The sequence below is a fragment of the Methanobrevibacter filiformis genome (assembly GCF_001639265.1).
GTDB lineage: Archaea > Methanobacteriota > Methanobacteria > Methanobacteriales > Methanobacteriaceae > Methanacia > Methanacia filiformis.
Genome location: NZ_LWMT01000266.1, coordinates 1 through 13526, shown reverse-complemented (window position 1 = coordinate 13526; position 13526 = coordinate 1). Strand labels below are relative to the sequence as shown.

18 protein-coding genes are annotated in these 13526 nt (G+C 27.2%); 17 read left to right on the top strand and 1 reads right to left on the bottom strand.

What is annotated here, in order from left to right:
- Window positions 1-245 precede the first annotated feature (245 nt).
- The 15 genes from MBFIL_RS08625 to MBFIL_RS08555 all read left to right on the top strand — a co-directional run bounded on the left by MBFIL_RS08625 (window position 246) and on the right by MBFIL_RS08555 (window position 10064).
- The gene (locus tag MBFIL_RS08625) at window positions 246-452 is read left to right on the top strand and encodes a histone family protein (RefSeq protein ID WP_066973592.1); all 207 of its coding nucleotides are present in this window, start codon (window positions 246-248) and stop codon (window positions 450-452) included.
- A gap of 709 nt (window positions 453-1161) precedes the next feature.
- Window positions 1162-1533 (top strand): 50S ribosomal protein L7Ae, encoded by a 372-nt coding sequence (gene rpl7ae / locus MBFIL_RS08620; RefSeq protein WP_066973590.1) that lies wholly within the window; start codon window positions 1162-1164, stop codon window positions 1531-1533.
- A 115-nt stretch (window positions 1534-1648) separates the two neighbouring features.
- On the top strand, window positions 1649-1855 hold the full coding sequence (locus MBFIL_RS08615) for a 30S ribosomal protein S28e (RefSeq protein ID WP_042703705.1): 207 nt from the start codon (window positions 1649-1651) through the stop codon (window positions 1853-1855).
- A gap of 52 nt (window positions 1856-1907) precedes the next feature.
- Window positions 1908-2069: a 50S ribosomal protein L24e gene (locus tag MBFIL_RS08610; RefSeq protein WP_066973588.1), complete on the top strand. Its 162-nt coding sequence runs from the start codon at window positions 1908-1910 to the stop codon at window positions 2067-2069.
- Entirely contained in the window at window positions 2066-2518 is a 453-nt protein-coding gene (gene ndk / locus MBFIL_RS08605; RefSeq protein ID WP_066973586.1) for a nucleoside-diphosphate kinase, read from the top strand. The genes MBFIL_RS08610 and ndk overlap by 4 nt, the downstream gene beginning before the upstream one ends.
- A gap of 121 nt (window positions 2519-2639) precedes the next feature.
- The gene (infB, locus tag MBFIL_RS08600) at window positions 2640-4430 is read left to right on the top strand and encodes a translation initiation factor IF-2 (RefSeq protein ID WP_066973585.1); all 1791 of its coding nucleotides are present in this window, start codon (window positions 2640-2642) and stop codon (window positions 4428-4430) included.
- Window positions 4431-4539: 109 nt separating this feature from the next.
- A complete protein-coding gene (locus tag MBFIL_RS08595) occupies window positions 4540-4935 on the top strand; it encodes a 30S ribosomal protein S6e (RefSeq protein WP_066973583.1) in 396 nt (131 codons plus the stop codon).
- A gap of 465 nt (window positions 4936-5400) precedes the next feature.
- The gene (locus tag MBFIL_RS08590) at window positions 5401-6627 is read left to right on the top strand and encodes a translation initiation factor IF-2 subunit gamma (protein ID WP_066973581.1); all 1227 of its coding nucleotides are present in this window, start codon (window positions 5401-5403) and stop codon (window positions 6625-6627) included.
- A 113-nt stretch (window positions 6628-6740) separates the two neighbouring features.
- Window positions 6741-7136: a type II toxin-antitoxin system VapC family toxin gene (locus MBFIL_RS08585; RefSeq protein ID WP_066973579.1), complete on the top strand. Its 396-nt coding sequence runs from the start codon at window positions 6741-6743 to the stop codon at window positions 7134-7136.
- An 81-nt stretch (window positions 7137-7217) separates the two neighbouring features.
- Window positions 7218-7742: an inorganic diphosphatase gene (locus MBFIL_RS08580; protein ID WP_066973577.1), complete on the top strand. Its 525-nt coding sequence runs from the start codon at window positions 7218-7220 to the stop codon at window positions 7740-7742.
- 227 nt (window positions 7743-7969) lie between these two features.
- Window positions 7970-8533: a DNA-directed RNA polymerase gene (locus MBFIL_RS08575; protein WP_211261748.1), complete on the top strand. Its 564-nt coding sequence runs from the start codon at window positions 7970-7972 to the stop codon at window positions 8531-8533.
- A complete protein-coding gene (spt4, locus tag MBFIL_RS08570) occupies window positions 8530-8712 on the top strand; it encodes a transcription elongation factor subunit Spt4 (protein WP_066973574.1) in 183 nt (60 codons plus the stop codon). Before MBFIL_RS08575 ends, spt4 begins: the two co-directional genes overlap by 4 nt.
- Window positions 8713-8883: 171 nt before the next feature.
- Window positions 8884-9381, top strand: coding sequence for a GTP-dependent dephospho-CoA kinase family protein (locus MBFIL_RS08565; protein ID WP_066973572.1), 498 nt, complete (start codon window positions 8884-8886; stop codon window positions 9379-9381).
- A gap of 183 nt (window positions 9382-9564) precedes the next feature.
- Window positions 9565-9897, top strand: a complete 333-nt coding sequence (locus MBFIL_RS08560) for a 30S ribosomal protein S24e (protein WP_066973568.1) — start codon at window positions 9565-9567, stop codon at window positions 9895-9897.
- 11 nt (window positions 9898-9908) lie between these two features.
- A complete protein-coding gene (locus MBFIL_RS08555) occupies window positions 9909-10064 on the top strand; it encodes a 30S ribosomal protein S27ae (protein ID WP_066973566.1) in 156 nt (51 codons plus the stop codon).
- Between the two features lie 592 nt (window positions 10065-10656).
- Here MBFIL_RS08555 and MBFIL_RS08550 read toward each other — a convergent pair.
- Window positions 10657-10896 (bottom strand): phenylalanine--tRNA ligase subunit alpha, encoded by a 240-nt coding sequence (locus MBFIL_RS08550; protein ID WP_245637485.1) that lies wholly within the window; start codon window positions 10894-10896, stop codon window positions 10657-10659.
- A 305-nt stretch (window positions 10897-11201) separates the two neighbouring features.
- On the opposite strand from MBFIL_RS08550, the gene MBFIL_RS08545 reads away from it, so the two are divergent.
- Both MBFIL_RS08545 and MBFIL_RS10675 read left to right on the top strand, forming a co-directional pair.
- Window positions 11202-13244, top strand: a complete 2043-nt coding sequence (locus tag MBFIL_RS08545; RefSeq protein ID WP_066973561.1) for a DEAD/DEAH box helicase family protein — start codon at window positions 11202-11204, stop codon at window positions 13242-13244.
- A 4-nt stretch (window positions 13245-13248) separates the two neighbouring features.
- Complete coding sequence (locus tag MBFIL_RS10675; RefSeq protein ID WP_157078737.1) at window positions 13249-13404, top strand: hypothetical protein; 156 nt, start codon at window positions 13249-13251, stop codon at window positions 13402-13404.
- Window positions 13405-13526: the final 122 nt, after the last annotated feature.

Below are 13526 nucleotides of genomic sequence, written 5' to 3'. Positions count from 1 at the left end.
ATATTCTTGACATTCATGATTTTAAATGTGGTTTGTATATTTTAGTACATAATATTGTGAAAAAGTTAATTAAATTAATATATTTGCTTAATTTGGGATATATATGTTGATTAATTAAATGGATTCTTGCCATATAAACTTATATTATTTAGTTTGAAATATAATTAAAATTTAAGGTCAATTAATCGATATATTTATATATGATGAAGGATAAAGTATGTATATCAAATATTGAGGTGTTAAATATGGAATTACCAATCGCTCCTTTAGGGAGAATTTTAAAGAATGTTGGCGCAGAAAGAGTAAGTGATAATGCTAAAGAAGCTTTAGCTGAAGTAGTTGAAGATTACGGAACTGAAATAGCTAGAAAAGCAGTTGAATTCTCTAGACATGCTGGAAGAAAAACTGTTAAAGCCGAAGATATTAAATTAGCAGTTAAACCTATTAAATAGGTTTTCTTCTTTCTTTTTAATTTATAAATTAACTTATTTTAACTTAATTATATATTATTCTTTTTAAAATTATTTTTTCTGTTTTATTTTAAATATTAGTTCTCTATTAATCAATTTGTTGTTGGATTATGGATATTTTTGATTATCTTTTTATTTTAGTTGATATAACTTTTTATAATTCTTAAAATTATATTGATTTTAACTTTGAACTGTTTTTATAATAGCTATTAAATAATATATTCTTTTTGTGCTTTTAAAAGGTGTAAAATCAGTTTTCATGATTATAATTTTCATGGTATAAATGATATAAGGGTAATATTTATAAGTTAGGAAATTAAATTTATTATAGTCTAATTCTTTTAGAGTTTAATTCTTTCAGAGTTATAATTTCATGAAATCAATAATTTGATGATTTTTGAATTCTTTTTATAACTTAACTATTGAATATTAAGTGATTTTTAACTACTGTAGTTTTATATGCTTGTTAATTAGGCAAATTAATAAAAACTTATTTAATCTGATCATATATTAAATTAAGGGAGTTATTATTTAATTAGATATTTTATCCTCTGATTAGTAATTTATTCTTTAAGTTATATGATTATATTATAACGGCAGATAATTAATCTGTTTTTCACGATTATTATAGCTGCAGTTATAATATTTGCCGATGGATGGCAAATGCCAGATGAAAAAGGAGGTAAATAATATGGCAAAAGCAATTTATGTAAAATTTGATGTACCACAAGAAATAGCAGAGAAAGCAGAAGAGGCTTTAGAAATAGCAAGGGACACAGGAAAAGTAGCTAAAGGAACAAACGAGGTTACTAAATTTATTGAAAGAGGAAATGCTGCATTAGTCCTTGTGGCTGAAGATGTGGATCCTGCTGAAATTGTCGCACATATACCAGTTCTTGCTGAGGAAAAAGAAATTCCTTATGTATACTTGCCTACTAAAGATGCAGTAGGTGGAGCTGCTGGATTAAATGTAGGTACTGCTTCAGCTTGTATTGTAGACGCTGGTGATGCTGAAGAATTAGTGTCAGAAGTCGTAGAAAAAGTTACAGAACTTAAAAACTAATTATTTTTCTTGCTAGATTAATCTTAAAATTTTGAATTTTAAAATGAACTAATATAAAAGTATTTATAGTTCATATTTGGAGTTTTGAAGATTACCTAATATACAGGTGATTATAATGGAAGAAGGAAGTCCTGCAGAAGTTATTGAGGTTTTGAAAAGAACTGGAATGACTGGGGAAGTAATGCAAGTTAAATGTAGAATTCTTGATGGTAGAGATAAAGGGAGAATATTAACTCGAAATATCATGGGTCCTGTTAGACAAGGAGATATTTTGATGTTACTTGATACAATTAGGGAAGCAAAAGAGATTAAAACTCCATAATCTCTCTAATTCTACTTTAATAATATTTTAATAAATATAAATGGTGTGGAACATGAGAGTATGCTCATTCTGTAAAGAAGAAATAGAAGAAGGCACTGGAAAGATGTATGTTAAAAAAGACGGTTCAATATACTTCTTCTGTAGCAGTAAATGTGAAAAGAACATGATAAAACTTGGAAGAGTTCCAAGAAAAGTTAAATGGGTTAAACAATGATTGAAAAAAGCTTTGTTATGATGAAACCTGATGCTGTTTCAAGACGTCTTATAGGAAAAATAATGTCTCGATTTGAGGAAAAAGGACTTCAATTAATAGCTGTTAAACTTTTACAAGTTGATGAAGAATTAGCAAGCCAACATTATGGTGAACATAAAGATAAACCATTTTTTTCAGGTCTTGTTGACTATATAACTTCTTCACCTTCCCTTGCAATGGTTATTAAAGGGGATGATTGTATTAGTGTAATAAGGAAAATTGTAGGGGCAACTAATCCTAAAGAAGCAGATTTAGGTACAATCCGTGGAGATTTTGCAATGGACACTGGTAGAAATATAATCCATGCTTCAGATTCTCCATCATCTGCTGAGCGAGAAATAAATTTATTCTTTAACTCAAATGAAATCTTTGATTATGAAATTTCAGATCAAGGATGGATATATGAATAATGTAAATTAACTTAATTGGTTTAATTAATAATCCTTAAATTAATAATCCTTTATTATGTATTTAATAAGTAAATATTTCAGAACTTTTAAACTTTTTAATATTGAATGTGTGGAGAGCTAAATGAAAACCAGATCACCAATTGTATCAGTTTTAGGTCATGTAGATCATGGTAAAACTACTTTACTTGATTTTATTAGAGGAAGTACTGTGGCTGATAAAGAAGCTGGAGGCATAACTCAACATATTGGTGCAACTGAAATACCAATTCAAACTATTGATGAAATATGTGGAACATTTATTAGTAAGTTAAAAATAACTAAAACAATTCCTGGATTGTTTTTTATTGACACACCAGGACATGAGGCTTTTACATCACTTAGAAAACGTGGTGGGGCTTTAGCAGATTTAGCTATTTTAATTCTTGATATTAATGAAGGTTTTAAGCCTCAAACACTCGAAGCATTAAATATATTGAAAATGTATAAAACTCCTTTCATAATAGCTGCTAATAAAATAGACAAGCTTTTTGGATGGGAAGTTCATGAAAATAGTTCTTTTTCGGAGACTTTTTCTAATCAAGCTAAAAGTGTTAAACAGAACTTAGATAATCAGATTTATGAGATTGTTGGAAAATTACATAAAGAAGGTTTCCAATCTGAAAGATTTGATAGGATAAGTGACTTTGCATCTCAGGTAAGTATAATTCCAATTAGTGCTAAAACTGGTGAAGGAATTGTTGAGCTTTTAGCAATGTTACTTGGGCTTGCTCAAGAATATTTAACACAACAATTGCAAATTGAGGAGAATTCTCCAGCTAAAGGCACAGTTTTGGAAATTAAAGAAGAAACTGGACTTGGAGTTACTATTGATGCTATTATTTACGATGGGATTCTTAAAAAAAATGATGAAATTGTTTTAATGGAAAAGAATGATATTCTTACTACTAAAATACGTTCTATATTAAAACCAAGACCTCTTGAAGAAATTAGGGTCTCTAAAAAACGGTTTAAATCTATGGATGAAGTTGTAGCTGCAGCAGGTATTAAAATTGTTGCTCCTAAACTCGATATGGTTGTTTCAGGTTCTCCTCTCAGGGTTAATAATCCTAATTCTAATGTTAAAGAAGAGATTTTGAAAGAACTTGAGGATATTACAATTAATACTGATGATACTGGAGTAATGGTTAAAGCAGATACTTTAGGGTCTCTTGAAGCTATTATAAATCTTTTAAATGATTTAGATATTCCTATTAGATTTGCAGATATTGGGGATGTTTCAAGGAGAGATGTTGTTAATGCATCTATTGTTGAAAATGAAAATCCTAAATATGGGGTTATTCTCGCGTTTAATGTAAAAATACATCCTAAGGCTCAAGAAGAACTTGATGCTTCTAATATTAAGCTATTTTCAGGTAATGTTATTTACCAAATAACTGAAGATTATGAAGAATGGCTTAAAAAACGTGAAGATGACCAAAAGAAGAAATGGTTAGATGCAATTATTAAACCTGCAAAAATAAGAATTATTCCAAAATTAATCTTTAGACAAAGTAAACCAGCTATTGCTGGAATCGAAGTTTCAGGTGGAACTGTAAAACAAGGTTACATACTTATGAATAGTAATGGTGATGTTATAGGTTCTGTTGAAAGTATGCAAGATAAAAGGGACAATCTTAATTCAGCCACAAAAGGTCAAAAAGTTGCAATGGCTATTAAAGGAGCTATTGTTGGCAAAGGTTTTGAAGAAGGGGATGAATTATATGTGGATATTCCTGAAAAACATTTTAAAATACTTGAAAAAGAATTTAAAAATAAACTAACTGAAGATGAATTCAGAATCCTTGATGAAATTGTTGAAATTAAGAGATTAACCGATTCCAACTGGGGAAAACTTGGTCTTTTTGAGGAATAATATTAAATTAGTAGTGTACACTAAACTTTAATTATTAATTATAATATATAATTAAGTATAATTTTGATTAATTATTCATATATAATAAAAACTAAAAAGGAGGAATTTTTTGACATTTAAAGTAGTTATTTCAGATAAGGAAACAAGTTACCAAGTAGAATCTGATGACTCCATAAACAAACAATTTATTGGTTTAACTATTGGAGATGATTTAAACGGTGATTTAGTAGGATTAAATGGATATACTTTAAAAATCACTGGTGGTAGTGATAAAAATGGTTTTCCAATGAAAAAAGATGTTGATGGACCAAGAAGAATTAAAAGTCTATTATCTGGTGGTATTGGGTACAACCCAAAAGCTGATGGTGTTAAAAGAAGAAAAACTTTAAGAGGAAATACAATTTCTGAAGATATTGTTCAAATTAATACTATTGTTGCTACTGCTGGTAGTAAATCTATAGATGAAATACTTAATCCTGAAGAAGATGCTGAAGGAGAAGAATAGTTCTAAAGCTTAAAAATTAAAATATTCAAATATTTATTATTTTTTCATAAATTAAAAATTAGTTTAATATTTGTTTTGTTAATTTATAAAATTTATTCACTATTCTTCTTCTATTTATAAATATATAGAAAATTATTATTAATATAAATAATATAATATATACTTATTATATTATACTAATATTTTTATTATTTTATTATTAATTATTGATTTAATATTACTAATATTATTATTAATTATTAAATACTTTAGAAATTTTACTAATTTACTTATGATATAATAATTTTATATTATATAAAACAAATTTTTAAAATGAGAAATCAAAGATTTCTCTAGATTTTCGGCACGAATTAAAAGTTGGATCGAAAGTTATTTTATGAATTAAGCATTTTAAATATAAGGAATGCTTTTATTAATTTAATCATCATTATTACAATTTAATTAATAAATTTTAACAGGTGGAATATGAAAATACAATCTGATATTAATATAGGTTTGGTAGGGCATGTTGATCATGGTAAGACTACTCTTACAAAAGCATTGTCTGGGATATGGACGGATACTCACAGTGAGGAGACAAAAAGAGGAATTTCCATACGTTTAGGTTATGCTGATATTGTTTTTAGAAAATGTAGTCAATGTGAATCATCTAAGTCTTACACTACTTCGCAAACTTGTCCACATTGTGGAAGTGAAACTGAAGTTCTTAGAAAAATATCTTTTGTTGATGCTCCTGGGCACGAAACACTAATGGCTACAATGTTATCTGGTGCTGCAATCATGGATGGTGCTGTGCTTGTAATAGCTGCTAATGAATATTGCCCACAGCCTCAAACAAAAGAACACTTAATGGCTCTTGATGTTATTGGTGTAAAAGACATAATTATTGTTCAAAATAAGATAGATATTGTTTCTAAAGAAAGAGCTATTGAAAGCTATGGAGAAATCCAAGAGTTTGTAAGAGGAACTAATGCTGAAAATGCTCCAATAATTCCAATATCTGCTCAACAAGGGGCTAATGTTGATATTTTAATCGAAACAATTGAGAAAATAATTAAAACTCCTAAAAGGGATAGTGAAAAGCCATATAGGATGTATGTAGCTAGATCTTTCGATATAAACAAACCTGGATCAAAACCAGATTCAATAAAAGGTGGAGTTATTGGTGGAAGTTTAGTACAAGGGACTGTTAAATTAGGGGAAGAAATAGAAATACGCCCAGGTATTGAAAATAAAAAAGATGGAAAACATGCATGGATAAGTTTAACTTCTAAAATTATAGGTTTAAATGCTGGAGGGGAAGAAGTAGAAGAAATAGGTCCTGGAGGACTTATTGGTGTAGCTACTACCTTAGATCCATCTCTTACAAAAGCAGATTCATTATCTGGATCTGTTGCAGGTGAACCTGGTACATTACCTGATGTATTACACAAATTTAAAATGGAAACTCATCTCCTAGATCGTGTTGTTGGAACTAAAGAAGAAAGAGACGTTGCTCCTATTAAAATTAAAGAGCCTTTAATGATTAATTGTGGAACAACCACAACTATTGGTGTGGTTACTAATGTTAAAGGTAAATCTGTCGATGTCACCTTAAAATTGCCAGTTTGTGCTGATTCTGGACATAGAGTAGCACTAAGCAGAAGAGTTGGTGCCAGATGGAGATTAATTGGTTATGGTATAATCAAATAGCTATTGTTAGATATCTATTATTATAACTATTAATAAGATATAATTATTAATAATATACTTATTTAATAGTATTATAATTATATTAATCATTTATTAAGTAAGGATTTGGCTAAATGGATTTATTTAAAGATGTTGTAATTGATACAAATTTCTTCATGATTCCTTTTCAGTTAAATGTTGATGTAATAAATGAACTTGAAAAAACATTACCTTCTTATCGATTAACTACAACTAACTTCATAATAGATGAATTAGTTGGTTTATCAAAAAATAAAAAGAATAAAAATAGAATTAATGCAAAATTAGCTCTTAAAATAGCTAATTCTCCTAAAATTTTTAAAAAAAATATTTCTCTTGAAGATGATGAATCTGTTGATAATGCTTTAATTAGAATATCTCAAGTTTTAGCTACAAATGATAAAGAACTTAGGATTAAAGCAAGAAAAAAAGGAATAACTGTCATATATTTAAGACAAAAACGTTATTTATCAATTGATGGTCATGTTTAACTATTTAGCTAACTTATTTATTTAATTTTTATTTATTGATGTATTAATAAATTTTAAAAATAACAATTAATGGTGTTTAATATGAATTTATGGACTGAACTTGCTCCAGGATCTGATATTCCTAAAGTAATAACTGCAATTATAGAAATTCCAAAAGGATCTCGAAATAAATATGAGTATGATAAAGATATAGAAGCTTTTGCTCTTGATAGGGTTTTATATTCTTCAGTTGCTTATCCTGCGGATTATGGTTTTATACCTCAAACTTTATATGATGATGGAGATCCTATGGATATTCTTGTTTTAATGGATCAACCAACATTTCCAGGTTGTGTTATTGAATCAAGACCTATTGGTATAATGAAGATGATTGATGGTGGAGACAAGGATTATAAGATTTTAGCAGTTCCTGTAGAAGATCCTAAATATAAGGAAGTTTTAGACATTGGGGATGTTCCCTCTCATTTATTAGATGAAATAGAGGAGTTCTTTAAAACATACAAAAATCTTGAAGGTAAAAAAACTGAAGTTTTAGGATGGGAAAACAAAGAAGTAGCTGAAATTGAAACTTTAAGGTCTATTGAATTATATAAAGAAAAATATTAATTAAGTATTTATGACTAGATTTTGCAAAATAGAAAATTTTGCGAAATCACTGTACTAATTTTATATTCATTTCAAATTATAGCTAATATTGTTTTACTTATAATAGTCCATATAGTATTTATATTAAATAATACATAAATATATATAATATAAATTTTAATGGTTATCATGCCATAAGTAAATTAAAGCTTATAATGATTTTATAAAATAATTGAAACTTGTGAGGTATGTATTTGTATTTTTTATCAAAAATTGAGGATACTGTAAGAATTCCCCCTTATAGATTTGAAGAACCCCTTGAAGAAGTAGCTATTGAAACATTAAATGAAACTTATAATGGAATATTAGATAAAACTTTAGGGTTACTTGTTAGTGTTAATGATATTGAAGAAATAGGTGAAGGAAAAATTATAATGGGTGACGGTGCAGCTTATTATGATATAACATTCAATGCAGTATTCTTCAAACCAGAATTACAAGAAATAATAGATGGGGAAGTTATCGAAATCGCAGAATTTGGAGCATTTATTAGAATGGGTCCAATGGATGGACTTGTACATGTATCTCAAGTTACTGATGATTATATAGATTACGATGCTAAAAGAGGAGCACTTCTTGGAAAAGAATCTAAGAAAACCTTAGAAGAAGGAAATGGTGTACGATCTAGAATTGTAGCTATTAGTCTGAAAGGTAAGTCTACTAAAGAAACCAGAATTGGTCTTACTATGAGACAACACGGGCTTGGAAGATTTGAATGGATTGAAGCTGAAAAGAAGAAGGATAAAAAATGAGCCAAAAATCTTGTACATCTTGTAAAAGGATAACTACTAAGGAACGTTGTAGTGTTTGTAATAACCCTACTTCCAGTAATTGGAGTGGTCTTTTAATTATCATAGATCCAGAAAGTTCAGATATTGCTGGCGAACTTAATATTAATTTACCTGGAGAATACTCTTTAAGAGTCAGATAATTTAAAAGATATTTAATTTCATTTAAGATATTTAAGGATATTTTAAAGTTAGATAATTCTATATTACTTATTCAGTAAATTCTTTATCTAAACTATATTAAATTTCTTTATTAATATTGTGTTTGTCTTGTTACTTGCTTTTAAAATTATTTCTTTTTAAGAAGGGATTATATGGGGTTTTTGATAAATGAAGAATTAAGAAATATTTTAAAAATACCTTTAGGTGAACTTTTCCCCATTTTTGATGATGCTGTAAATATTATTAAGGATGCTGATTTTTTAATATCTGTTGGTGATGCTACAACAAAAAATCTTTTAGAATCAAAGATTTTCCCTAATTTAGCTATTATTGATAATCGTATTCAAAGAGAGGAGCATGATTTTGAATTTTTTCATGCTGAAAATATTTTGACTGTTAACAATGCTCCAGGAACAATAACTGATGCTTTATGGGAAACCATAAAAACTGCTATCTCTTATGCTAATAATGAATACCAACTAATCGTGGTTAAAGGAGAAGAGGATCTTGCTGTTCTTCCATGTATTCTGTTAGCTCCTGAAAATTCTGTAATTCTTTATGGTCAGCCAAATGAAGGTCTTGTTCTTGTAAATTCCACTGATCTTAAAGATGTAGCAAAATCCTATATGGATAAGTTTGATGAATTATAATTTTATTTTAATAATTATTTAGCTATTTTTAATAATTGATTAGCTATTAAAATCATCATGGATTAAAATTAAAATTTATAAATAAAGATTATATAAAAGGTCGTATAAAAATATTATTTTATATGGAAAATTAATGTTCATATAAATTAATGATTATATAATGTACCACATGGAGAATTTTATATGGATATAAATATAATTACTCAAAAACAAAATAATGTTTTAAATAGAAACGAAGTTAAGTTTGATTGTGTATACCAAGGTGAACCAACACCTAAATTATTAGATGTTAAAAGTAAACTCGTTGCTTTACTCAACACTAAAAAAAATTTAATTGTGATTGATTCAATTCAACCTCATTTTGGTGAAGCTAAAGCAGCAGGATATGCTAAGGTATATGATACTGAAGAAAATTTAAAAAGTATTGAAACTGAACATGTAATAGAAAAAAATAAAGAAGCTGATGCTCCTGCTGAAACTAATGATGCGGATGAAGGCGAAGCTACTGATGAATAGGTGTGTTTATTATGAAAAAATCTGATCTTTACGAAGTAGATGGAGACAAATTAAAAAGAAAAAATCCTTTTTGCCCAAGATGTGCTGGAGGCGTGTTCATGGCTGATCACGGTGATAGATATGCTTGTGGTAAATGTGGATATACTGAAATAAAATCTAAAAGCTAATTTATTTACTTTTAATTGATTTTATTTATTTTTCATTTTATTTTTTAATATAAATTGAACATAGTTTATTGAAATGTTTAGAATTTATTATTATTTGGTCATATTTTACTAATTAATTAGTTATAGTAAAAACATAGTAATAACTATAATCATTTTTATATGAAACTAATATATATTTTTTAATATTACTAAATTTATCTTTTTAATAAATATATTATCGTATTTATATTATGTAGTATATGAAATTAATATATATTTTTTAATACTACTAAATTTATCATTTTACTAAAGATAGTCTTATAATTTACATTATAACTCACATAATTTTTCTATATTTTCTCTTTTTATCTTTTTTAGAAAATAGTCTTATATTTATCTCTACGTATACATGTATCAATTTATATTTAGGTGTTTTTCATTGTTTCATGTTTTTAGTTCGTTATATAATGGTTTAACGAAGTAAATATAATACTATTACTATAATTTGTAATACTATCAGCGAATAAGTCTCACTACACTAAATATAATTATTTGCATGACATTTAAGTAAATTTTGTTAAAGTATTGTAAATTATCAAGGTTCTTTTTTAGTTTAAATATTTTTTAAGACTTTTTTTCCAAGCTTTGTAAGTTCATACAATCTACCTTGCTTTTCATCTTCATTTAAACATTTAACTAAACTGTTTTCTTTTAAACCTCTTAAAGCACGGCTAACATCACTAAGTGGCATCTGTGTTTCATGTGAAATTTCACTTGGACGTTTTAACTTACTTTCATTTACTCTATTTTCTTCTTCTAAAGAATATAATACTTTAGTCCTATGCTTTGACATTTTCACAAAGGAAATATATTTTATAATATCCTGATCCATATATTAAAGTTATTTTTTATTTTTTATGAAATAATATTGAAAGTCTATAGTTAATCTATTGGCAAACCATAATCATTATATATGATAACGAACAAAAAGACTAGTATATGATAATAGTTTTTCATTAATATTACAATAGTTTTAACACTTGTCTTTTACATTATATTCCTAATTAGTTAAAATTGAAAGGCAGGTAGTAGTTTAAAATTATATTGAAGAGTATATATTATGTATGATTAAGAATTTAGCAATATAAAGTGAATATAATGGTTTTGGAAGATATTAATATAAAAATTAAGTATGATTCAGATAAAGATGACATGATCAGTGATTTTTATATTCCAGTACTTTCAAATTCTCAAAAATATTGCAGATTATCTGGTTTCTTTTCTTCATCAAGCTTAGCAACAGTTGCAAGAGGAATGGAAAATTTTATTAAAAATAATGGGAAGATGTACCTTATTTGCAGTGCAATACTTTCAAAGGAAGACATATCAATTATTGAAGAAACTAATGAAAACCCATCGAAAATCTTGGAAAGTTACTTAATCAATTCACTTGATGATATTGAAGATGAATTTATAAAAGATCATGTAGCTGCATTAGGTTGGATGCTTGCAAATAATAACCTTGAAATAAAAATAGCTATTGTCTCTGAAAAAGGAGGAATGTTTCATCAGAAAGTAGGAATATTGGAAGATGATGAAGGAAATGCCATTTCTTTCAGTGGATCTAATAATGAAACAGCTAATGGATTAAAATATAATGTTGAAGATTTTAAAGTATTTAAAAACTGGGATAATGGGCAAAAAGAATATTTTGAACAAGACTATGAATCATTTAATAATTATTGGAATGGTTTAAGTGAGAGAACTAAAGTTATTAATCTTCCTGAAGCTATAGCTGAAAAAATAATTGAAATTGCACCTAACCACATTGATGAAATTAATTTAAATAATTATTCAAGTAAACCTGTGAATGATGTTAATACTGATGAAAAAATTGTTTTAAGAGATTATCAAAAAGAAGCCATTGAAAATTGGTGGGAAAATGGAAAAAAAGGTATTTTAGAAATGGCAACTGGGACAGGAAAAACTTTAACTGCACTTTCTTGCTTTTCTAAAATTTTCCACGAAAATGAAAATCTTATTACAGTTATTGCCTGCCCACAATCTCATTTAATTGATCAATGGATTAAAGATGTTAAAAAATTTTATAAAGGTCAAATTATAGTGGCTTCAAGCAAGAACCACAAATGGAAAACTCAAATAAAAAATTTAATAATTAACTCCATTTTAGATATTGAGAAAAACTTTGTTATTGTAACTACTCATAAAACACTATCCTCGGTTTATTTCATAGAAAATATTAAAAAATCTAAAGCTAAGTTATTATTAATTGTTGATGAAGTTCATGGGATTGGTTCTCTTAAACAGCTAAAAGCACTTGATGACTCATATAATTATAGATTGGGATTAAGTGCTACTCCTGAGAGATGGTTTGATAATGAAGGCACTAATTATATCATGAAATATTTTGGAGGGGTTGTTTTTGAATTTAATATTGGAGATGCATTGAATACTATTAATTCTGGCACTGGTGAATATTATTTGACTCCTTATATATATAAACCTATTCTTGTTGACTTGAATTCGGAAGAATTCGAATTGTATGAATATTTAACTGCAGGAATTGCAAATATCTTAAATTCAGAAAAGAAAGACAGATCAAAGTTAGATTCCTATTGTTTTAAGAGACAAGGTATACTTAATAATGCTGAAGAAAAGTATGAAAAACTCATTGGAATTTTAGATGAAAATAAAAACATTAAAGATTTAATTGTTTTTTGTTCACCTCAGCAAATAGATAAAGTTCAAAAGATTTTAAATGATAAAAAAATAACTCAACATAAATTTACAAATGCTGAAAAAGTTAGAAAAGAAGAAAAATATGGGGGTTTCACTGAACGTGATTATTTAATTAAAAAATTTGAGGATGGTTCTTATAAGGCTCTTGTAGCAATGAAATGTTTAGATGAAGGTGTAGATATTCCGTCTGCAAGAAATGCAATAATAATGTCAAGTACATCAAATCCAAGAGAGCATGTTCAAAGAAGGGGTAGGATATTACGACACTTCCAAGGCAAAAAAGAAGCAATTATTTATGATATGTTAGTTTTTCCAGATGATGGGAGCGAAATTAGTTCAAAAATAATAAAAAAAGAAGCAGAAAGATACAGAGAATTCGCAATCAATGCAAAGAATTCTATGAAATGCATAGAATTTCTTAAAAAAAATATTATGAGGTGATTTAGTGGTATTAAAAATTAATTCTGAAATATTAGATTTTATTGAGAATAGTAAATATAAAGAAGAGGAAAAGAAATTTTTAATTGCAAGTATTATATTGGAAGCAAAAAGATATAAAACTAAATATGCACGTTTTACCGAGGAGTATGATACAATATAGTACGATACCTATTTTTTGACAATATTTATATAGTATAAAATATATAATATTGGTATATGAGTAAAGATTCTAAAGAAGTAGTGGTGCGTCATATTAGTTCTACTGAGCTTAATGATTTGATT